The following is a 19,147-nucleotide window of genomic DNA, read 5'->3' as shown; positions in this document are numbered from 1 at the left end:
GCTGAACGACTACTATTACCGCATCTGAATTTACCCCTCGTTTATGGATAACCGATGCGTCTCAAGTTAGCCCTCCTTGCGTTCATCCCGCTTCTGGCCTCCTGCAGCAGCAAACCTGAAGTTCCGTCCCAGCAGAAGATGCTGGCTGCACCACAGGGCGGTTTTTTACTGCAGCCGTCTCACAGCGGACAGGCGATGTTCGGCGACTTCGCAGGTAATCCGGCAGCAGAGCAATTTATCGATAAGATGGTGGAGAAGCATGACTTTGATCGTGAGCAGCTGCACAACATCATCGGTCAGGCTAAGCGACTGGATTATGTGCTGCGGCTGATGGATCGTCAGGCGCCGAGCTACACACCTGCGCCGGGGCCTAACGGTGCCTGGATCCGCTATCGCAACAAGTTTATTACGCCCGATAACGTACAAAACGGTGTGGCGTTCTGGAACCAGTATCAGGATGCGCTGCAACGTGCGCAGCAGGTCTATGGTGTGCCGCCAGAAATTATTGTCGGCATCATTGGCGTGGAAACCCGCTGGGGTCGCGTGATGGGGAAAACGCGAATCCTGGATGCGCTTGCAACCTTATCGTTTAACTATCCGCGCCGCGCCGAGTACTTCAGCAGCGAGCTGGAAACCTTCCTTCTGATGTCGCGTAAAGAGCAGGATGACCCGCTGGCGCTGAAAGGGTCTTTCGCCGGGGCGATGGGCTATGGCCAGTTTATGCCGTCGTCTTACAATGATTATGCGGTTGACTTCAACGGCGACGGTCACGCAAACCTGTGGGATCCGGAGGATGCTATCGGCAGCGTGGCGCACTACTTCCAGAAGCACGGCTGGCGCAGCGGCGAAAATGTGGCGGTTCCGGCCAGCGGTCAGGCACCGATGCTGGAAGATGGCTTCAAAACCCGTTACAGCGTGAGCATGCTGGCGGCGTCAGGCCTGTCACCACAGGGCTCGCTGGACGGAAACGATCAGGTCAGTCTGCTGCGCCTCGACTTAGGCACCAGCTACCAGTACTGGTACGGCTTACCGAATTTCTATGTCATTACCCGCTACAACCACAGCACCCATTATGCGATGGCGGTGTGGCAGCTGGGTGAGGCGGTGAGCAAGGCACGGCAGGGTGGCCTGTTATAAAGGCTATCCTTGTTAACTGTAAGGTTATATGATGACGCCCTTTTTCAGGCCACACAGCCACTGATATCTCCGGAGTCGTTATGTCTTTACCTGCCTGCCCAGCTTGTCACGCCGATTACACCTGGCAAGATGGCGATAACCTCAACTGCCCCTCCTGCGGTCATATCTGGACCGAAGGAGAGGGTGACAGCAGCAACGGATCGCTGGAAGTGCGTGATGCCAATGGCAATCTGCTGGCAGATGGCGACAGCGTCACGGTGATTAAAGATCTCAAGGTGAAGGGCAGCTCCTCATCGCTGAAGATTGGTACCAAAGTGAAAAGCATCCGTCTGGTGGAAGGGGATCACAACATCGATTGTAAAATTGACGGTTTTGGTCAGATGAAATTGAAATCTGAGTTCGTGAAAAAGAACTGAGATCCGGGGCGCAGGGATGCGCCCGTTATTCTATTAGCTGAAAAGCCGATCGATCGCGGCGCACTGTTCCGCATTCAGCGCACCCCCGTAGTTGCGTGAGGCGCTGTTCATTGAGTCATAACGACGTGCCACGGCCGTCTTAATCGTCGTCACAAAATCATCACCAATACTGTAAATTGCCATCAGCCTGCCGATCTGCTGCTGCAGACGCGTCAGCTCAGACAGATTGCCATTTCGCCACGCGGCCATCATCTGCGCAAAGTACTCTGGTACAAGATTATTCAGACCTGAAATCACCCCGGCGCCGCCCGCCAGAAGATTGGGAAGCAGGTATTCGTCATAGCCTGACAGCACGGCGAAATCACTGCGCACTTTGCTGGTCTCCTCAATCATCGCCCGGTTATGCGACAGGCAATCCACCGTATCTTTGATACCCACAAAGTTAGGTAACTTTGCTGCCAGCGCAGCAATCAGCGCTGGCGTCAAATCGCAGCCGGTGCGTGCCGGAAAATTATAGGCAAACCATTTTCCCCCAAGCTGCGCGTCAAGTGCCTCGAAGTAGTGCATCAGTTGCTGTTGCGTCTGGCCGTAATAGTAGGGCGGCAGCACCATCACTGCGTCAAAGTTATTTTTCCAGGCGGCTTCAGTCAGTTCCAGCATGTCAGGGATACAGGTCGCCGAGACATTTGCCACCATTTTTAGGGGTGACAACGGCCTGGCTTCCCTGATCAGCTGTAAACGCTCCTGCTGTGTCAGTGAGGCGAATTCACCAATGCTGCCCATCACCAACAAGGTATCCAGACCGGAATCATTGAGGCGGGCAAAATGTCGTCCGAGCGCGTCGATATCGAGTTCACCCTGCGCATTGAACGGGGTGACGCTAGGGCACCAGACGCCGGCAAAAGCCGATTTTTCACTCATAGCGAACTCCTGGATGGGGCGTTAAAAAATGAAACAGTGTTTTAACTTAATTATTCCAGTCCGTCTCTGCCACCACATGATTCAAAAGTGAGCAACGTGTCGCACTTTTTCGTCTTTCATCCGTCTCAGTAAGCGGATGCATCTGATAACTGAGCGAGAGGTCATGATGAAAGAGTGGGATCCTGTGCTGTATCGTAAATTTGAAGCGGAACGAACCCGTCCAGCCCGCGAATTGCTGGCGCGCATTAGCCTTGAACAGGTTGAGCAGGTAACCGATCTGGGATGCGGGCCCGGCAACAGTACCGAGCTGCTCGCCGATACCTGGCCGCTGGCGCAGGTCACCGGACTCGACAGTTCAGCGGCGATGTTATCTCAGGCCAGCGAACGCCTGCCGCACTGCCGTTTTGTTCAGGCAGATATTCGCAGCTGGCAGGCAGAGGTGCCGCAGCAGGTTATTTATGCCAACGCTTCTCTGCAATGGCTCGACAACCACACCATGCTGTTTCCTCATCTTGTCAGCCAGCTGGCAATCGGAGGCGTGCTGGCTATCCAGATGCCTGATAACCTTAATGAGCCCTCGCATCAACTGATGCGCGAGGTGGCGGCAACAGAGCGCTGGCATTCACGCATCAATGCCAGTGCAGTTGAACGTACAGAGCTGCTTTCAACAGGCGAGTACTACAATCTGCTGGTGCAGGCCGGTTGTGAGGTGGATATCTGGCGTACCACCTACTATCACGTAATGGCCGATGCGCAGGCGATTATCAGCTGGCTGCAGGCGACGGGCTTACGGCCTTTCCTGGCGACGCTGGATGCGTCTGAACAGACAGCTTTTCTGTCTGATTATCATCAGCGTCTGCTTACCGCCTATCCGGCTCAGGCCGATGGTCAGGTTCTGCTCGCTTTCCCGCGTCTTTTCATGGTTGCGATGAAAAAAGAGTAAGTACGATGGAAAGCCGGTCGCAAAAACAGTGCAATCGGGATAAGCGTCCTTGAAAAAGCAGACTTTCTGCACCACCTTCAACCCATAACCCAGGGAGAAATGGCAATGGATGATCAGCAGTTGCAGGCGCTTAGTGCGCAGATAGGTGAGAAGCTGAAGCAACGCAATGCCACCGTAACCTGTGCGGAATCCTGCACGGGTGGATGGATTGCTAAAGTCTTTACCGATATCAGCGGCAGTTCCGCCTGGTTCGAACGCGGTTTTGTGACCTACAGCAATGAAGCAAAACAACAGATGGTGGATGTGCAGGCTGACTCGCTGGCGCAGTATGGCGCGGTCAGTGAAGCGGTGGTGCGCGAGATGGCGCAGGGTGCCCGCAAGGCGGCCCATGCTGACTACGCGATCTCTGTTAGCGGTATTGCGGGCCCGGATGGCGGCAATGAAGAAAAACCGGTGGGTACGGTGTGGTTCGGCTTTGCCGGTCCACAGGACAACGTGTTGGCGTTGAAGCAACATTTTAACGGCGATCGTGAGGCCGTTCGCCGCCAGTCGGTAGCATGGGCCTTACAGACGCTGTATGGCGAATTTCTGACAAATTAAACTTGATACTGTATGACTATACAGTATAATTACTGGCAACAGAAAGAGTACAGGCACCCTGAGTGCGTGTTTACCCGGCTTGATTAGGAGTTGAAATGGCGATTGATGAAAACAAACAGAAGGCTTTAGCTGCCGCGCTTGGCCAGATTGAGAAACAATTTGGTAAAGGCTCCATCATGCGCTTGGGTGAAGACCGCTCAATGGATGTGGAAACCATCTCTACTGGTTCGCTGTCGCTGGATATCGCGTTAGGCGCAGGCGGTCTGCCAATGGGTCGTATCGTTGAGATCTACGGACCGGAGTCTTCTGGTAAAACCACGCTGACCCTGCAGGTTATCGCGTCTGCGCAGCGTAAAGGCAAAACCTGTGCCTTTATCGATGCTGAGCATGCGCTCGATCCGGTTTACGCCAAGAAACTGGGCGTAGACATTGAGAACCTGCTCTGTTCTCAGCCCGATACGGGTGAGCAGGCGCTGGAAATCTGTGATGCGCTGGCGCGCTCTGGTGCGGTTGATGTCATCATCGTCGACTCCGTTGCCGCTCTGACGCCTAAAGCAGAAATTGAAGGTGAAATCGGTGACTCTCACATGGGCCTCGCGGCACGTATGATGAGCCAGGCCATGCGTAAGCTGGCCGGTAACCTGAAGCAGTCTAATACCCTGCTGATCTTCATCAACCAGATCCGTATGAAAATTGGTGTGATGTTTGGTAACCCGGAAACCACCACCGGTGGTAACGCGCTGAAGTTCTACGCTTCTGTCCGCCTTGATATCCGTCGTATCGGCGCAATCAAAGAGGGCGATAACGTGGTCGGCAGTGAGACCCGCGTTAAAGTGGTGAAAAACAAAATCGCCGCGCCATTCAAACAGGCTGAGTTCCAGATCATGTATGGCGAAGGTATCAATACCTTTGGTGAGCTGGTCGACCTGGGCGTGAAGCACAAGCTGATTGAAAAAGCGGGTGCGTGGTACAGCTATAACGGCGACAAGATTGGTCAGGGCAAATCGAATGCCGGCAACTTCCTGAAAGAGAATGCTGCTGTGGCAAACGAAATTGATCTGAAGTTGCGTGAGATGTTGCTCAACGGCGCGGATGAAAAACTCGCAGCAGCTGACAAGGCTGCCGAGAAAGAAAACGCAGCAAGTGAAGCGAACGAAGACTTCTAATCACTGATGCGGGAGGGGCGAAAGCCTCTCCCATCGTTGTTTCCCCCCGCCATTACTCTTCTTGCCTTCCCTCTGTCCTGTTCTGTCGCCATAATCTCACTCCTGTTTGTACAAGGTGCGCAGTATGACTGAACCCTCTCAGCCCCAACCTGATGTCGTCTCCTATTCCCGTCTGCTGGACCGTGCGATGCGTATTCTTGGCCAGCGCGATCACAGCCGTGCAGAATTAGCCCGTAAGCTGCAACAATCAGCGCAGCGTTCCGCATGGGCACAGAAAAAAGAGCCTGAAATTGTCACTGAAGCGCTGCTTGAACAGGTACTGAATTGGTGCCAGGAGAGCGGCTGGCTCAATGACGAACGTTTTACCGAGCGTTTTATTCAGAGTCGAAGCCGCAAAGGTTTTGGGTCGCAACGTGTGCGCCTCGAACTGGCCCAGAAAGGCATTGACCGTGAATCCATTGATCTTGCGATGGAAGAGACGGAAGTCGACTGGGCGGTGTGCGCGGCTCAGCTGGCGGAACGAAAATTCGGACACCCATTGCCCACAGAGTGGAAAGAGAAAGCGAAAGTACTACGCTATCTGCAGTCAAAGGGCTTTATGACCGAAGATATCCAATCCGTTTTCAGAAATTTTGATGACTAAAAGCCGATGTAATTTTACTTCCCACTGAAGAAAATTTATCTTATTCCCACTTTTTGTTCCACTAATCAGGCACCACGAAAGTGTGGTCGCGCCGATCAGAGGGAACGTTCGTTAGCGTGATTCCAGGACATATATGAGCAAGAGCACTGCTGAGATCCGTCAAGCGTTTCTCGACTTTTTTCATAGCAAGGGACATGAGGTTGTAACCAGCAGCTCCCTCGTACCGAATAACGATCCAACCTTGTTGTTTACCAACGCCGGGATGAACCAGTTTAAAGATGTGTTCCTCGGGCAGGACAAACGTGATTACACACGTGCGACCACGTCACAGCGCTGCGTACGCGCAGGCGGTAAACACAACGATCTTGAAAATGTCGGTTACACCGCACGTCATCACACCTTCTTTGAAATGCTGGGTAACTTCAGCTTTGGTGACTACTTCAAGAGAGAGGCGATTGGTTTTGCCTGGGAACTGCTGACGAGCGAGCAGTGGTTCAGCCTGCCAAAAGAGCGTCTGTGGGTGACGGTCTATGAAACCGACGATGAAGCCTTTGATATCTGGGCGAATGAAATCGGTGTGCCGCGCGAGCGCATTATTCGCATCGGTGACAACAAGGGCAGCGCATACGCGTCTGATAACTTCTGGCAGATGGGCGATACCGGTCCTTGTGGTCCATGTAGCGAGATTTTCTACGATCACGGCGATCACATCTGGGGTGGCCCACCAGGCAGCCCGGAAGAAGATGGCGATCGTTACATTGAAATCTGGAACATTGTCTTTATGCAGTTCAACCGTCAGGCAGATGGCACCATGCTGCCGCTGCCAAAACCGTCGGTTGATACCGGAATGGGCCTTGAGCGTATTTCCGCCGTTCTGCAACATGTTAACTCCAACTATGAAATCGACCTGTTCCAGAAACTGATTCAGGCCGTTGCGCAGGTTACCGGTGCAACTGACCTCAGCAACAAATCGCTGCGCGTTATTGCCGACCACATCCGTTCCTGTGCTTTCCTGATTGCCGATGGTGTGATCCCGTCGAATGAGAACCGTGGCTATGTGCTGCGTCGTATCATTCGTCGTGCCGTGCGTCATGGCAACATGCTGGGCGCCAAAGAAGCCTTCTTCTATAAGCTGGTTGCACCACTGATTGAGGTCATGGGCGCGGCAGGCGAAGAGTTGCAGCGTCAGCAGGCTCAGGTTGAGCAGGTGCTGAAAAGCGAAGAAGACCAGTTTGCCAGAACGCTGGAGCGCGGACTGGCGCTGCTGGATGAAGAGCTGGAAAAACTGCAGGGCGACACGCTGGATGGCGAAATCGTCTTCCGTCTTTACGATACCTTTGGCTTCCCGGCTGACTTAACGGCTGACGTCTGCCGCGAACGCAATCTGAAAATCGACGAAGCGGGCTTTGAGCAGGCGATGGAGCAGCAGCGTCAGCGCGCACGTGAAGCGAGTGGCTTCGGTGCTGACTACAGCAATGTTATTCGCATTGATGCCGCCTCATCATTCAAAGGTTATGACCAGCTCGATTTAGCCGCCACGGTAAAAGCGCTCTATGTTGCGGGCGAAGCGGTAGATGAAGTGACCGCAGGTCAGGATGCCGTGGTCGTGCTGGATGAAACGCCATTCTATGGCGAATCAGGTGGTCAGGTAGGCGATACCGGTCTGCTGAAAGGGAAGAATGCTGAATTTAGCGTCCAGGATACACAAAAATATGGTCAGGCAATCGGTCATGTCGGTAAGCTGACCGCAGGGCAGTTGCGTATCGGTGATCGTCTTGAGGCGCAGGTTGATGCGGCACGTCGTGCGCGCATCCGTCTGAACCACTCTGCTACCCACTTATTGCATGCCGCATTGCGTCAGGTTTTAGGTGAGCATGTGGCGCAAAAAGGCTCGCTGGTTAACGACAAATACCTGCGTTTTGACTTCTCGCATTTCGAAGCGATGAAACCTCAGGAGATTCGTCAGGTCGAAGATATCGTCAATGCGCAGATTCGTCGCAACCTGCCGGTTGAAACGGAAGTGATGGATCTGGATGCGGCGAAGTCTAAAGGTGCAATGGCACTGTTTGGCGAGAAATATGATCAGCGCGTGCGCGTTCTGACCATGGGTGATTTCTCAGTCGAATTGTGTGGTGGTACTCACGCTGCACGCACCGGTGATATCGGCCTGTTCCGTATTCAGGCTGAGTCAGGTACGGCAGCAGGTATCCGTCGTATCGAAGCTATTACGGGTGAAGGCGCGCTGGCACAGGTTAATGCGCAAAGCAGTCAGCTGCAGGATCTTGCGCAACTGGTTAAAGCGAACAGCAGCAACCTGAACGAGAAAGTGCGTGGTCTCGTTGACCATGTGCGGGCTCTGGAGAAAGAGTTGCAGCAACTGCGCGACCAGCAAGCTGCCCAGGAGAGCGCTTCACTGAGTAGCAATGCCATCGATGTTAAGGGCGTGAAACTGCTGGTCAGCGAGCTCAACAATGTCGAGCCTAAGATGTTGCGTACCATGGTTGATGACCTCAAGAATCAACTCGGGTCTGCGATTATCGTGCTGGCGACGGTTGCCGAAGGTAAGGTGTCGCTGATTGCCGGGGTGACCAAAGATCTGACTGACCGTGTTAAAGCGGGCGAGTTGATCGCCGGTCTGGCACAGCAGGTAGGCGGGAAGGGTGGTGGCCGTCCTGATATGGCACAAGCGGGTGGTACGGATGCTAAAGGGCTGAAAGGCGCTCTGGCAGGCGTTGAGAGCTGGGTTAACAGCCGCCTTTAATGACTTAGAACAAGGCATTGTAAAAAGCGTCAGAACTCTGGTTCCGGCGCTTTTTAATACGATGCTAAAGCAGCAAATGACAAAGTCAGGCTGATGTAGTGTATTTCGGCTAAACTAACTATCAGCAGAATGTATTGGCGCATCGATGTGCATTGGTGTATCTCTCATAGTCAATGTGCAGCGTTAAATGATGGATAATGCCGGGAGCCTGTACAAGCCCGACTCTTTTAATCTTTCAAGGAGCAAAGAATGCTTATTCTAACTCGTCGAGTTGGTGAAACCCTCATGATCGGTGATGAGGTAACTGTAACGGTGCTGGGTGTTAAAGGTAACCAGGTACGTATTGGGGTTAACGCACCGAAAGAAGTGTCTGTGCATCGCGAAGAGATCTATCAACGCATCCAGGCTGAAAAAACGCAACAAACCAGCGTTTAACGGATTCAGCGTCTCGCACCTGTGCGAGGCGCTACCGCTTTGTCTAAAAATCCTCTCTTTTCTTCTCTCCCGCTTTCTCCCTGTTTAGTTAACGTCATCCTCTCTCATTGTTGATAATTCACTCTTTTTGTCTTCATTTTGCCCCAATTGTGTGTGATTTGCTCAATCAAACAAAGTTTCGGAAAAATTGTTTGACTTAAAAGTCCGGGAAAGTAATATGTGCGCCACGCAGTGCCGATGAGCAGAAACAAGTTCAGACGCACGGTTCGAAAGAAAGCGTAAGGTGAGGTGGCCGAGAGGCTGAAGGCGCTCCCCTGCTAAGGGAGTATACGGTCAAAAGCTGTATCGAGGGTTCGAATCCCTCCCTCACCGCCATTTTCGATGCATCCATAGCTCAGCTGGATAGAGTACTCGGCTACGAACCGAGCGGTCGGAGGTTCGAATCCTCCTGGATGCACCATCGAAAATAAAGAAATAAAGCGAATTAGCAATTCCTTTCATGGTGAGTAGTTAGCACCCTGCGTTGTACAAGAATTAGATTTATGCATCCATAGCTCAGCTGGATAGAGTACTCGGCTACGAACCGAGCGGTCGGAGGTTCGAATCCTCCTGGATGCACCATTCTTTGTAACATCCTCAGGTTGGTTTCTGTTAGTCCATAAAAAGTTGTACCCCAAAAGATAGACCCCAATGCATCCATAGCTCAGCTGGATAGAGTACTCGGCTACGAACCGAGCGGTCGGAGGTTCGAATCCTCCTGGATGCACCATCTTCTGCAATATGGACAGCGCCTCAGTGTGTCATGACGTGATAAGCGTTCCGGCCGCACTAAGGAGGATAACGTTGCATCAGCAACGGCCCGCAGGGCGAAGCGCAAGCTGAGTAATCCTCCTGGATGCACCATCTTCTTCAGTTTTAAGTTCCCTCAATGAATTTGGCGTAATCATCGCTAAGACCTCAAAAGAGACATACTTTTTTATACCCTGTACAGCAAGCGCTGAACGAGCATCCTGAACTGCTCCCCTGCAGTTACCCTCTGGCTTTACCCACACTGTTTTCCTGCCTGATCTGCCCCATTGATTCATCATCCTGACTTAAGCGACACGTAACACATTTTCTCCGCCTCAGAGATCGCCATTTTACTGCCCACGCCCGTCCGCCACCGCTTGCCTGCCAGAGTAATGTTAAAAAATCGCTGAAAATTCGTACGGTTATCGCTGGCCGCGCACGATCACCTTTATCTGAAAACAAAAATTGCTAATGCTTTCAAAGCATTTGCTGTTCATCCCCCCTGGCGACAACCTGTCCACATTAGGCTAAAGTAATGTCTCATTTGGTGAATGTCCGGAGTGACAATGTACGATCAATATGACGGCCTGATTTTTGATATGGACGGCACGATTCTTGATACTGAGCCGACACATCGAAAAGCGTGGCGTCAGGTGCTCCAGCGTTACGGATTAACGCTGGATGAAGCACGTATTATCGACTTTAATGGCGCACCCGCCTGGCGGCTTGCGCAATTCATCATTGAATCCAATCAGTCGTCACACGACCCTCATCTTCTTGCTGCAGAAAAAACCGCTGCTGTGAAAGCGATGCTGCTGGAAAACGTTAAGCCGCTGCCTTTACTGGAGGTGGCGAAGGCGTATCACGGGCGTCGTCCTATGGCTGTGGGGACCGGAAGTGAACATAGCATGGCAGAGGCGTTACTGACGCAGCTTGGCGTACGTGAGCTCTTTACGGCAGTCGTCGGCGCTGACGACGTACAGCATCATAAACCTGAGCCTGAGACCTTCTTGCGCTGCGCTGAGTTGATGGGTGTGGCGCCGGCACGTTGTGTGGTGTTCGAAGATGCAGACTTTGGTATTCAGGCCGCTAAAGCGGCAGGCATGGCAGTGGTGGATGTTCGTTTACTGTGAGTGACGTACTTACCTATGCCTCGATGTTTGGCAGCAGTTTTCTGAGTGCGACGCTCCTGCCGGGAAGTTCTGAAGCATTACTGATAGCACTATTGATAGCAAAAAAGACATCAGTTTACGGGTTGCTTGTAGCCGCATCACTGGGAAACACCTTGGGCGGTTTAACCAACATTCTTATTGGTCGCCTGCTGCCGTTAAAACGTCAGGGGCGATGGCATGACACAGCAATGACGTGGTTGCACCGACTGGGACCAGCAGCACTTTTATTCAGCTGGCTACCGGTGATAGGTGATCTGCTCTGCGTTCTCGCGGGCTGGTTACGTTTCGCCTGGCTGCCAGCGATACTGTTTCTCGCTGTCGGTAAAACACTGCGTTATATCGTTATCGCGACTGCCACATTACAGGGTATGCAATGGTGGCATTGATTCGCACAGATTCGGGGCTACGGTTAACATTATGCTGAACAAAAATAAATTATTATCACAGCGGGGGGGTAATGTGATCCCGGACGTATCTAAAGCGCTATCCTGGCTGGAAGCGCATCCCAATGCCCTTAAAGGGATTGGTCGTGGCATCGAGCGTGAAACGCTGCGTGTACAGGAAAATGGCGATCTGGCAAAAAGCGGCCACCCGGAATCTCTGGGCTCGGCACTGAAACATGACTGGATCACCACTGATTTTGCCGAAACGTTACTGGAATTCATCACGCCAGTGGATCACAGCATTGATCATATGCTGGCGTTCCTGCGCGATATCCACCGTCACGTTGCCCGTGAACTGGGTGATGAACGCATGTGGCCATTCAGTATGCCGTGCGTCATTGACGATGCTGACAATATTGAGCTGGCGCAATATGGCACATCCAATATCGGTAAGATGAAGACCCTTTACCGCGAAGGTCTGAAAAACCGCTACGGCGCGTTAATGCAGACGATCTCTGGCATTCACTATAACTTCTCGCTGCCACTTTCTTTCTGGCAGGAGTGGGCTGACGTGAAAGATCAGGAAAGCGGAAAAGAGACTATCTCCGCAGGTTATCTGCGGTTGATTCGTAACTACTATCGCTTCGGCTGGGTGATACCTTATCTGTTTGGCGCATCACCGGCTATCAGCTCCAGTTTCCTGCAGGGTCGTGAGAGCGCGCTGCCATTTGAAACCAATGACAAAGATACGATGTGGCTGCCGTATGCCACCTCGCTGCGTCTGAGCGATTTAGGCTACACCAATAAATCGCAGAGCGCTCTGGGCATCACGTTTAACTCGCTGGAAGGCTATGTTACTGCGCTGAAAAAAGCGATCAAGACGCCGTCAGATGAGTATGCAGCGATGGGCACCAAAGATGCTGACGGTAACTGGCTGCAGCTCAATACTAACGTGCTGCAGATTGAGAACGAGCTCTATGCGCCCATCCGGCCTAAGCGTGTTACACGCTCGGGTGAAGCGCCTTCTGATGCACTGCTGCGCGGTGGTATCGAATACATTGAAGTGCGTTCACTGGATATCAATCCGTTCTCTGCCATCGGCGTCGATGAGAATCAGGTTCGCTTCCTCGATCTGTTCCTGATCTGGTGTACCCTGGCGGATGCACCGGAAATGAGTGCAGATGAGTTGCAATGCACCCGCAAAAACTGGAATCGGGTGGTGCTCGAAGGGCGTAAACCGGATCAGAAAATTGCGGTGGGTTGTGGAGAAGCGGAACATTCGCTGGTTGAAGTGGGCAAAACCCTGTTTGCCGACCTGCGCCGGGTTGCTGAAGTCTTAGACAGTCACAATCAGGACAGCACGGAATATCAGCAGGTTTGTGATCAACTGGTAGCATCCTTTGATGATCCTGAGCTAACCTACTCGGCGCGCATCCTTCAGGCAATGAAGGATAATGGTGTAACCGGCACCGGCGTGGCACTGGCTGAACAGTATCGCCATATGCTCTGTGAAGAACCGCTGGAAGTGCTGACAGAAGAAGATTTCACGCGTCAGGCGCAGGAATCTGTTGCTGCACAGCAGCAGCTGGAAGCAAATGATAAGCTGGATTTTGAAGCGTATCTGGCGAGCCGGGAAGGGTAGAAAAGAAAAAGGCCACATCAATGTGGCCAAATTAACATCTCTGTTGTCAGGGATGATGATGATAACAAATGCGCGTCTTTCATATATTCAGACGTTGGGCGAACAGAAAAGTTTCATCGTTTTAAAAAAAATTCTCAGAACAGGAGGTGACGTATGCCACTACTGGACAGTTTTACCGTTGATCACACCATCATGGGCGCACCGGCAGTCCGCGTTGCGAAAACCATGAAGACTCCGCATGGCGATACGATTACCGTTTTTGACCTGCGTTTTTGCCGTCCGAACATTGATATCCTCACTGAGCGTGGCATTCATACGCTGGAGCATCTCTTTGCCGGCTTCATGCGTGATCACCTGAATGGTGACGGTGTGGAAATCGTCGATATCTCGCCAATGGGCTGCCGTACCGGCTTCTACATGAGCCTGATTGGTACGCCAGACGAGCAGCGCGTTGCGAAAGCGTGGAAAGGGGCGATGGAAGATGTTCTGAAAGTGAAAGATCAGAACCAGATCCCTGAGCTGAATGAATATCAGTGTGGCAGCTACAAGCTGCACTCACTGGATGAAGCGCAGCAGATTGCCCGCAATGTGCTGGCGCATGAGATCGGCGTTAACCGTAATGACGATCTGAAACTGCCTGCTGAAAAGCTGAAAGAACTGCACATCTAGTCAGGGCTTCTCTGCTAAAAAAAACGCCGCATCATTTCGATTGCGGCGTTTTTTTATGGCTTCAGGAACCGACCGATTTTTTCAGCGGCGTCTTCGGCGTGATGCGCACCTGTTTAATCATATTATCCTGCACGTCCAGAATATCGACGTTGTAATGGCCAATCTGAACACGTGTGGCATTAGAAGGGATCTCCTCCAGCGCTTCCAGTAACATGCCGTTGATGGTACGCGCTTCCTGCTCTGGCAGATCCCAGTTAAAGGCCTTATTGATTTCGCGCACGCTGGCACTGCCTTCAATCAGCACGGAGCCATCATTCTGCGGCATCACCTCTTCCGCCAGCGACGGTGACATGGAGGTAGTGAAGTCACCGACAATCTCTTCCAGAATGTCCTCTATCGTCACCAGCCCTTTGATGTCGCCATATTCATCCACCACCACGCCCGCTTTCTCTTTATTGCGCTGGAACTTCACCAACTGGGTGTTCAGCGGCGTTCCTTCGGGGATGTAGTAGATTTCATCGGCGGCGCGTAGCAGCGTCTCTTTAGTGAACTCTTTTTTCTCCGTCATCATGCGCCAGGCTTCACGCACACGAAGCATGCCGACGCAGTCATCCAGTGAATCTCTGAACAGCACAATGCGGCCATGAGGTGAATGGCTTAGCTGGCGCACGACTGACTTCCAGTCATCGTTGATGTTGATACCAACAATCTCATTACGCGGCACCATAATGTCGTCAACGCTGACTTTCTCCAGGTCGAGCACGGAGAGCAGCATGTCCTGGTTACGGCGTGACATCAGGCTACGCGACTCATAGACAATGGTGCGTAACTCCTCTTTGCTCAGCGCTGAGTTAACATAGCCGTCAGAGCGAATACCTGCCAGGCGCATCAGCAGCCGGGTAATGGTGTTCAGCAGCCAGACCAGCGGTAGCATGATGTATTGCAGCGGAGTAAGTAAAAAGCTGCTCGGATAGGCCACTTTTTCCGGATAAAGAGCCGCCACGGTTTTGGGTAACACTTCAGCGAAGACCAGCACCACGAAGGTCAGCACGCCGGTTGCAATGGCGACACCCGCATCACCATACAGACGCATTCCGACAATAGTGCCTAACGCGGAAGCAAGGATGTTAACCAGGTTATTACCAATCAGCACCAGACTGATCAGACGATCCGGGCGGCGCAGCAGTTTTTCGACACGTCGAGCTGCGCGATCACCATTTTTAGCCTGATGGCGCAGTTTATAGCGATTCAGTGTCATCATGCCGGTTTCAGAGCCTGAGAAATAAGCTGAAACCAGTACCATGATGCAGAGAATAATAATCAGCGTGGTAGTTGAAACATTCTCCAACGCAAAACTTCCTTTTTAACGAGAACCAGGGACAAGCAGATGCTGCAGGATGCGGCTGCCGAAGTAAGCCATGGTCAACAGCACCGCACCGCTGCAGTTAAACCAGACGACGCGGCGACCACGCCAGCCTTCATGATAGTGCCCCCAGAGCAAAACGATATAAACAAACCACGCGATGATCGAGAGCACGGCTTTATCGACGTTTTCTGCGCTGAAGAGATCCTGCATATAAAACAGACCGGTGCAGAGCACCAGCGTTAACAGCACGACGCCAACCTGGGTGATGTGAAACATCTTACGTTCGATGGTCAGCAGCGGCGGCATATCCTGGGTGAACGCCAGTCGCTTGTTTTTTAACTGATAATCGATCCACGCCAGCTGCAGCGCATAAAGCGCGGCGATGATCAGCGTTGCGTAGGCGAACAGCGACAGGCCGATGTGGATCATCATGCCTGGCGTAGTTTCCAGATGCGTGATGAACGCATTGGGGACAAAGGTGGCAAAGGCCAGATTGATCAGCGCGAAGCTATAAACAATCGGCAGCAGTAGCCAGCCACGGTTGCGTGACGCCACAATGGTCATGATGGCGCAAATCAACAGGCTGACCAGTGAACCAATGTTAAGCAGGCTTAAGTTCTGTCCGCTATCAATAGCAAATATGCGTTGCTGCAAGGCCACCGCGTGTGTCACCAGCGCCACACAGGCAGAGAGCATCGCCATTCGCCGCCAGCCGCCGTTACGTTTCAACAGGCTGGGAATGATCAGGGCAAGACTTAAGGAGTAGGCGAATAGCGCCACTATCGCGAAAACGAACATAGATCCTTTCAGGTTCAGTCAGATAAGGAAAAAGGCAGTATAGCGCCAGCCGAAGCAGGCTCCAAACGATCTGAGGGGCAATTGCAGAGATCGCCGAGGCTTCGTGTTATAATCCGCCGCATTCTGCCGATCAGGCGCCTCGCGATCTTTTTTTTAGTGAGAGACCATGTTTGATAATTTAACCGATCGTTTGTCGCAAACCCTGCGAAATATCAGCGGCCGCGGAAGGCTGACTGAAGAGAACATCAAAGAGACCCTGCGTGAAGTGCGCATGGCACTGCTTGAGGCTGACGTTGCGTTGCCGGTGGTGCGTGACTTCATCAACCGTGTGAAAGAGAGCGCGGTCGGTCATGATGTGAATAAAAGTCTGACGCCAGGTCAGGAGTTTATCAAAATCGTACGTAACGAACTCGTTGCGGCGATGGGTGCAGAGAACAACGCACTCGACCTGGCAGCACAGCCACCAGCCGTGGTGCTGATGGCGGGCCTGCAGGGTGCCGGTAAAACCACCAGTGTTGCTAAGCTGGGTAAATTCCTGCGCGAGAAGCACAAGAAGAAAGTTTTAGTGGTTTCTGCCGACGTCTATCGTCCGGCGGCAATTAAACAGCTGGAAACGCTGGCACAGCAGGTTGGCGTGGATTTCTGTCCGTCCGATCTCAGCCAGAAGCCGGTCGATATCGTCAACAATGCGCTGCGTGAAGCTCGTCTGAAGTTCTACGATGTGCTGCTGGTGGATACCGCCGGCCGTCTGCACGTTGACGAAGCAATGATGGACGAAATCAAACAGGTTCATGCGGCGATCAAGCCGGTAGAAACCCTGTTTGTGGTCGATGCCATGACCGGTCAGGATGCCGCAAACACGGCAAAAGCCTTTAATGAAGCGCTGCCGCTGACCGGTGTTATTCTGACCAAGGTTGACGGTGATGCACGCGGTGGTGCGGCGCTGTCAATTCGCCATATCACCGGCAAACCGATCAAATTCATGGGCGTCGGTGAAAAGACCGAAGCGCTTGAGCCATTCTACCCGGAGCGTATTGCTTCGCGTATCCTGGGCATGGGTGACGTACTCTCCCTGATTGAAGACATCGAAAGCAAAGTTGACCGCGATCAGGCGGAGAAACTGGCTAAGAAGCTGAAAACCGGCGACGGTTTTGATCTCAATGACTTCCTTGAGCAGCTAAAGCAGATGCGCAACATGGGCGGCATGGCCAGCCTGATGGGTAAACTGCCGGGTATGGGACAGCTGCCAGATAACGTAAAGTCGCAGATGGATGACAAAGTGCTGGTGCGCATGGAAGCCATCATCAACTCGATGACGCGCAAAGAGCGTGAGAAACCAGAAATCATCAAAGGCTCGCGCAAGCGCCGTATTGCTACCGGTTCCGGTATGCAGGTGCAGGACGTTAACCGCTTATTAAAGCAGTTCGACGACATGCAGCGTATGATGAAGAAAATGAAGAAGGGCGGTATGGCGAAAATGATGCGCGGCATGAAGGGTATGATGCCGCCAGGTTTCCCTGGCCGCTAAAGCGTTCCACAAAAAAGCCCGAAAAGGCACGGTTTGGGTTGCTTTTTTCGCCAAAATGAGTAAAATTTTCGGGCTTTTTATACAGCACCCGGACCCCGTTCCTCGATGGGGGCCGGGTGTTTTATTAACTGAAGAGGATGTTATGGTAACAATTCGTTTGGCACGTCACGGCGCTAAAAAGCGTCCGTTCTATCAGGTCGTCGTCACTGACAGCCGCAATGCACGCAACGGTCGTTTCATCGAGCGCGTTGGTTTCTTCAACCCGATCGCATCTGGTCAGGCTGAAGGTCTGCGTCTTGATCTGGATCGTATCGAGCACTGGGTTGGCCAGGGCGCAACGCTTTCTGACCGCGTTAACGCGCTGGTCAAAGAAGCTAAGAAAGCAGCTTAATCTGTCACGGTGGTGAGCATGAGCAGACAACTTGCCGCACAGCCTCCTGTTAACCCAATTGTGTTGGGTAAGATGGGAGCCGCCTACGGTATTCGCGGCTGGCTCAAAGTGTTTTCCTCCACTGAAGACGCTGAAAGCATCTTCAACTACCAACCCTGGTTCATCCAGCGCGCCGGTAAATGGCAGCAGGTCGAACTGGAAGGTTGGAAGCACCACAATCAGGACCTGATCATCAAAGTCAAAGGCATTGAAGATCGGGATGCGGCGGCTCAGTTAACCAATTGCGAAATTCAGGTTGACTCGACGCAGTTGCCATCGCTGGAAGAGGGCGACTACTACTGGAAAGACCTTATGGGCTGCCAGGTCGTTAACCTTGAAGGCTACGAGATGGGTAAAGTCATCGATATGATGGAAACCGGCTCGAACGACGTTCTCGTCGTTAAGGCAAACCTGAAGGATGCGTTCGGTGCTCAGGAGCGGTTAATTCCGTTTCTTGATGAACAGGTTATCAGGAAAGTCGATCTCTCTACTGGCGTCATTGAGGTAGATTGGGATCCTGGTTTTTGATCTCCGAATCGAACGGTAACGTAACGGCGAATACAATGTGGATTGGTGTTATTAGCCTGTTTCCAGAAATGTTTCGCGCTATTACCGATTACGGGGTAACTGGCCGGGCTGTAAAAAACGGTCTGCTCAGCATTCAGAGCTGGAGTCCTCGTGATTTCACTCACGACCGGCACCGTACCGTGGATGATCGTCCTTACGGCGGCGGACCGGGAATGCTGATGATGGTACAACCCTTACGGGATGCCATCTCCGCAGCGAAAGCAGCGGCAGGTGAAGGGGCCAGGGTGATATATCTTTCACCTCAGGGTCGCAAACTGGACCAACAGGGCGTTTGCGAACTGGCGGCACGGGACAAGTTAATTCTGGTCTGTGGCCGTTATGAAGGGATTGATGAGCGCGTAATCCAGACCGAAATTGATGAAGAATGGTCAATCGGTGATTACGTTCTCAGTGGCGGGGAACTGCCAGCGATGACGATGATTGACGCAGTCGCCCGGTTTATTCCCGGCGTACTCGGCAAGCAGGCGTCGGCCGATGAGGATTCGTTCTCTGAAGGTTTGCTGGATTGTCCGCACTATACCCGACCTGAAGTGTTAGACGGCGTGGAAGTCCCGGCAGTATTACTGTCAGGTAACCATGCTGATATTCGCCGCTGGCGTCTGAAGCAGTCGCTAGGCCGTACCTGGCTGAGAAGACCTGAACTTCTGGAAAACCTGGCTCTGACTGAAGAGCAAGCAAGGTTGTTGAATGAGTTCCAGCGGGAATCTCAGCAGCAACAAAACGATGATGTGGAAGAGTAAGCTCTTCCCCGACTATCAGT

The 19,147-nt window shown here is 52.5% G+C and carries 19 protein-coding genes and 4 tRNA genes; 20 read left to right on the top strand and 3 right to left on the bottom strand.

The window, feature by feature from the left end:
* The first annotated feature begins 54 nt into the window (after nt 1-54).
* Nucleotides 55-1,137, top strand: coding sequence for a lytic murein transglycosylase B (gene mltB / locus AC6I77_RS14955; protein WP_003849072.1), 1,083 nt, complete (start codon nt 55-57; stop codon nt 1,135-1,137).
* An 80-nt stretch (nt 1,138-1,217) separates the two neighbouring features.
* Nucleotides 1,218-1,553 carry a zinc ribbon domain-containing protein YjdM gene (locus AC6I77_RS14950; protein WP_003849071.1) on the top strand — a complete coding sequence of 112 codons (336 nt, stop codon included), beginning with the start codon at nt 1,218-1,220 and terminating at the stop codon, nt 1,551-1,553.
* 33 nt (nt 1,554-1,586) lie between these two features.
* Here the strand turns inward: AC6I77_RS14950 and AC6I77_RS14945 are convergent, their stop codons facing one another.
* Nucleotides 1,587-2,474: a dihydrodipicolinate synthase family protein gene (locus tag AC6I77_RS14945; protein ID WP_078804911.1), complete on the bottom strand. Its 888-nt coding sequence runs from the start codon at nt 2,472-2,474 to the stop codon at nt 1,587-1,589.
* A gap of 166 nt (nt 2,475-2,640) precedes the next feature.
* Here AC6I77_RS14945 and tam point away from each other — a divergent pair, with 166 nt between their 5' ends.
* The 14 genes from tam to luxS all read left to right on the top strand — a co-directional run bounded on the left by tam (nt 2,641) and on the right by luxS (nt 13,677).
* On the top strand, nt 2,641-3,417 hold the full coding sequence (tam, locus tag AC6I77_RS14940; protein WP_039660782.1) for a trans-aconitate 2-methyltransferase: 777 nt from the start codon (nt 2,641-2,643) through the stop codon (nt 3,415-3,417).
* A 105-nt stretch (nt 3,418-3,522) separates the two neighbouring features.
* Nucleotides 3,523-4,017 carry a nicotinamide-nucleotide amidase gene (pncC, locus tag AC6I77_RS14935; protein WP_003849065.1) on the top strand — a complete coding sequence of 165 codons (495 nt, stop codon included), beginning with the start codon at nt 3,523-3,525 and terminating at the stop codon, nt 4,015-4,017.
* A 95-nt stretch (nt 4,018-4,112) separates the two neighbouring features.
* On the top strand, nt 4,113-5,183 hold the full coding sequence (gene recA / locus AC6I77_RS14930; RefSeq protein WP_003849064.1) for a recombinase RecA: 1,071 nt from the start codon (nt 4,113-4,115) through the stop codon (nt 5,181-5,183).
* Between the two features lie 124 nt (nt 5,184-5,307).
* Complete coding sequence (locus tag AC6I77_RS14925) at nt 5,308-5,826, top strand: regulatory protein RecX (protein ID WP_008927093.1); 519 nt, start codon at nt 5,308-5,310, stop codon at nt 5,824-5,826.
* Nucleotides 5,827-5,959: 133 nt separating this feature from the next.
* Complete coding sequence (alaS, locus tag AC6I77_RS14920; protein ID WP_105099838.1) at nt 5,960-8,587, top strand: alanine--tRNA ligase; 2,628 nt, start codon at nt 5,960-5,962, stop codon at nt 8,585-8,587.
* 249 nt (nt 8,588-8,836) lie between these two features.
* A complete protein-coding gene (gene csrA / locus AC6I77_RS14915) occupies nt 8,837-9,022 on the top strand; it encodes a carbon storage regulator CsrA (RefSeq protein ID WP_008927091.1) in 186 nt (61 codons plus the stop codon).
* Between the two features lie 282 nt (nt 9,023-9,304).
* Nucleotides 9,305-9,397: transfer RNA gene (locus tag AC6I77_RS14910), tRNA-Ser, on the top strand.
* Nucleotides 9,398-9,405: 8 nt separating this feature from the next.
* Nucleotides 9,406-9,482, top strand: a tRNA-Arg gene (locus AC6I77_RS14905).
* 84 nt (nt 9,483-9,566) lie between these two features.
* A tRNA-Arg gene (locus AC6I77_RS14900) sits at nt 9,567-9,643 on the top strand.
* Nucleotides 9,644-9,714: 71 nt separating this feature from the next.
* Nucleotides 9,715-9,791 (top strand) — tRNA-Arg (locus AC6I77_RS14895).
* Between the two features lie 586 nt (nt 9,792-10,377).
* Nucleotides 10,378-10,944, top strand: coding sequence for a fructose-1-phosphate/6-phosphogluconate phosphatase (gene yqaB, locus AC6I77_RS14890; RefSeq protein WP_003849054.1), 567 nt, complete (start codon nt 10,378-10,380; stop codon nt 10,942-10,944).
* Nucleotides 10,941-11,369, top strand: a complete 429-nt coding sequence (locus AC6I77_RS14885; protein WP_008927089.1) for a YqaA family protein — start codon at nt 10,941-10,943, stop codon at nt 11,367-11,369. The genes yqaB and AC6I77_RS14885 overlap by 4 nt, the downstream gene beginning before the upstream one ends.
* Nucleotides 11,370-11,400: 31 nt before the next feature.
* Nucleotides 11,401-13,008, top strand: coding sequence for a glutamate--cysteine ligase (gshA, locus tag AC6I77_RS14880; protein WP_003849050.1), 1,608 nt, complete (start codon nt 11,401-11,403; stop codon nt 13,006-13,008).
* A gap of 153 nt (nt 13,009-13,161) precedes the next feature.
* On the top strand, nt 13,162-13,677 hold the full coding sequence (gene luxS, locus AC6I77_RS14875) for an S-ribosylhomocysteine lyase (RefSeq protein ID WP_003849049.1): 516 nt from the start codon (nt 13,162-13,164) through the stop codon (nt 13,675-13,677).
* 61 nt (nt 13,678-13,738) lie between these two features.
* Here luxS and AC6I77_RS14870 read toward each other — a convergent pair whose 3' ends face one another.
* Together AC6I77_RS14870 and AC6I77_RS14865 are read right to left on the bottom strand one after the other, a co-directional pair.
* Nucleotides 13,739-15,025 carry an HlyC/CorC family transporter gene (locus AC6I77_RS14870; protein ID WP_039660786.1) on the bottom strand — a complete coding sequence of 429 codons (1,287 nt, stop codon included), beginning with the start codon at nt 15,023-15,025 and terminating at the stop codon, nt 13,739-13,741.
* A gap of 15 nt (nt 15,026-15,040) precedes the next feature.
* Nucleotides 15,041-15,841, bottom strand: coding sequence for a cytochrome C assembly family protein (locus tag AC6I77_RS14865; RefSeq protein WP_003849045.1), 801 nt, complete (start codon nt 15,839-15,841; stop codon nt 15,041-15,043).
* 166 nt (nt 15,842-16,007) lie between these two features.
* On the opposite strand from AC6I77_RS14865, the gene ffh reads away from it, so the two are divergent.
* The 4 genes from ffh (at nt 16,008) to trmD (ending at nt 19,127) form a co-directional block, all read left to right on the top strand.
* Complete coding sequence (gene ffh, locus AC6I77_RS14860; protein WP_003849043.1) at nt 16,008-17,369, top strand: signal recognition particle protein; 1,362 nt, start codon at nt 16,008-16,010, stop codon at nt 17,367-17,369.
* 142 nt (nt 17,370-17,511) lie between these two features.
* Nucleotides 17,512-17,760, top strand: a complete 249-nt coding sequence (gene rpsP, locus AC6I77_RS14855; protein ID WP_003849041.1) for a 30S ribosomal protein S16 — start codon at nt 17,512-17,514, stop codon at nt 17,758-17,760.
* A gap of 18 nt (nt 17,761-17,778) precedes the next feature.
* Nucleotides 17,779-18,327 (top strand): ribosome maturation factor RimM, encoded by a 549-nt coding sequence (gene rimM, locus AC6I77_RS14850; protein ID WP_003849039.1) that lies wholly within the window; start codon nt 17,779-17,781, stop codon nt 18,325-18,327.
* Between the two features lie 35 nt (nt 18,328-18,362).
* On the top strand, nt 18,363-19,127 hold the full coding sequence (gene trmD, locus AC6I77_RS14845; protein WP_003849037.1) for a tRNA (guanosine(37)-N1)-methyltransferase TrmD: 765 nt from the start codon (nt 18,363-18,365) through the stop codon (nt 19,125-19,127).
* The last annotated feature ends 20 nt before the right edge of the window (nt 19,128-19,147 follow it).

The sequence above is a fragment of the Pantoea sp. X-Soil-ISGK-259 genome, assembly GCF_059730705.1.
This window is presented reverse-complemented; position numbering and strand designations above follow the sequence as displayed.

Coding starts and splice junctions, on each gene's coding strand:
- AC6I77_RS14945 (WP_078804911.1), bottom strand. CDS start 2,474: ATGAGTGAAAAATCGGCTTTTGCCGGCGTCTGGTGCCCTAGCGTCACC.
- trmD (WP_003849037.1), top strand. CDS start 18,363: ATGTGGATTGGTGTTATTAGCCTGTTTCCAGAAATGTTTCGCGCTATT.
- gshA (WP_003849050.1), top strand. CDS start 11,401: ATGCTGAACAAAAATAAATTATTATCACAGCGGGGGGGTAATGTGATC.
- rimM (WP_003849039.1), top strand. CDS start 17,779: ATGAGCAGACAACTTGCCGCACAGCCTCCTGTTAACCCAATTGTGTTG.
- AC6I77_RS14865 (WP_003849045.1), bottom strand. CDS start 15,841: ATGTTCGTTTTCGCGATAGTGGCGCTATTCGCCTACTCCTTAAGTCTT.
- AC6I77_RS14925 (WP_008927093.1), top strand. CDS start 5,308: ATGACTGAACCCTCTCAGCCCCAACCTGATGTCGTCTCCTATTCCCGT.
- mltB (WP_003849072.1), top strand. CDS start 55: ATGCGTCTCAAGTTAGCCCTCCTTGCGTTCATCCCGCTTCTGGCCTCC.
- recA (WP_003849064.1), top strand. CDS start 4,113: ATGGCGATTGATGAAAACAAACAGAAGGCTTTAGCTGCCGCGCTTGGC.
- csrA (WP_008927091.1), top strand. CDS start 8,837: ATGCTTATTCTAACTCGTCGAGTTGGTGAAACCCTCATGATCGGTGAT.
- rpsP (WP_003849041.1), top strand. CDS start 17,512: ATGGTAACAATTCGTTTGGCACGTCACGGCGCTAAAAAGCGTCCGTTC.
- tam (WP_039660782.1), top strand. CDS start 2,641: ATGAAAGAGTGGGATCCTGTGCTGTATCGTAAATTTGAAGCGGAACGA.
- AC6I77_RS14950 (WP_003849071.1), top strand. CDS start 1,218: ATGTCTTTACCTGCCTGCCCAGCTTGTCACGCCGATTACACCTGGCAA.
- pncC (WP_003849065.1), top strand. CDS start 3,523: ATGGATGATCAGCAGTTGCAGGCGCTTAGTGCGCAGATAGGTGAGAAG.
- alaS (WP_105099838.1), top strand. CDS start 5,960: ATGAGCAAGAGCACTGCTGAGATCCGTCAAGCGTTTCTCGACTTTTTT.
- yqaB (WP_003849054.1), top strand. CDS start 10,378: ATGTACGATCAATATGACGGCCTGATTTTTGATATGGACGGCACGATT.
- luxS (WP_003849049.1), top strand. CDS start 13,162: ATGCCACTACTGGACAGTTTTACCGTTGATCACACCATCATGGGCGCA.
- ffh (WP_003849043.1), top strand. CDS start 16,008: ATGTTTGATAATTTAACCGATCGTTTGTCGCAAACCCTGCGAAATATC.